Consider the following 1,031-nt stretch of genomic DNA (forward strand, 5'->3'; position numbering starts at 1 on the left):
CGGCGCGTCCGTTTCAGACGGCCGTCAATCCCGCCTTTGCCGGATTCCCTGCCCGGTTCGGGGCAAGGCGGCACCGCCCGTCAATATGCCGGCGTCCGATGCCTCCCCGCTTTGCCGGCGGGGGCGGCCGAAAGAAAAAACGCCCGCTTTTATCAACTGCTTTCCCGGGCCGGCCATCGGTCAGCAGGCGTTTGCAGACGGCCGAATCGCAAACCGGCCCTGCACGACTTTCTGCCCTGCGCCCCGCCGGTTGCCCAAACGGAGCGCAAAGGCTGTCTGAAACCGAGCAAGGGTGTCTTGCCTTCATCAGGCGGTGCAGTGGCGGCCAGGGGGAAACCGCCCGGCCTGATATGTGGCGGATATGTTGAAGCAGGCGGACAATTCAGGCCTTGAAACCGGAAAAAGTATAGTGTGTTAGTTGTAGCTTCCATTCCCATCTCGCAGTGCCACAATTGGTCGGGGCGTATAAACACGCTTTCGGGAGTTGTAGCTTCCTCTCTCATCTCACAGTGCTACAATTTGCAGCGAGCGCGGGGCAATGATTTCTTCGTTGTAGCTTCCTCTTTCATCTCGCAGTGCTACAATTCCTCTGTAAATAGGGGCTATAGATCCGCCGTTGTAGCTTCCTCTTTCATCTCGCAGTGCTACAATTGCTGTACGGCCAGCGAGAGCAGGCTCAAAGTTGTAGCTTCCTCTTTCATCTCGCAGTGCTACAATCCGGCAGCTTCGCATTGTTGCCGGATGTTAGTTGTAGCTTCCTCTTTCATCTCGCAGTGCTACAATATAACGAGTATTGCCCCAGTCGGGGACCATGTTGTAGCTTCCTCTTTCATCTCGCAGTGCTACAATCGGGGGTGTTGGGTCAGCAAAAAAATAGGGGCTGACGTAGATTAGCAGTCATGACAGGCTGCCAAAATGAAGATAACCCACTGTAAGTTAAAGAAGAGTCTGCAAAGAAAACTGCTTGAATATTTTGTATTGGAAGTAACCGCACGTTCTGCTGCCGATATCTTAGGTATTCAGCCCAATAC

The 1,031-nt window shown here is 53.9% G+C and carries 1 pseudogene and 1 CRISPR repeat array; the pseudogene reads left to right on the forward strand.

From position 1 onward, the window contains the following. Nucleotides 1-417: 417 nt before the first annotated feature. Nucleotides 418-849: a CRISPR direct-repeat array (repeat unit 36 nt; unit sequence GTTGTAGCTTCCTCTTTCATCTCGCAGTGCTACAAT). Between the two features lie 66 nt (nucleotides 850-915). Beyond that, a pseudogene (locus IR141_RS12535) lies at nucleotides 916-1,031 on the forward strand (IS1595 family transposase); the annotation flags it as partial.

Source organism: Neisseria sp. 19428wB4_WF04 (genome assembly GCF_015235335.1).
GTDB lineage: Bacteria > Pseudomonadota > Gammaproteobacteria > Burkholderiales > Neisseriaceae > Neisseria > Neisseria musculi.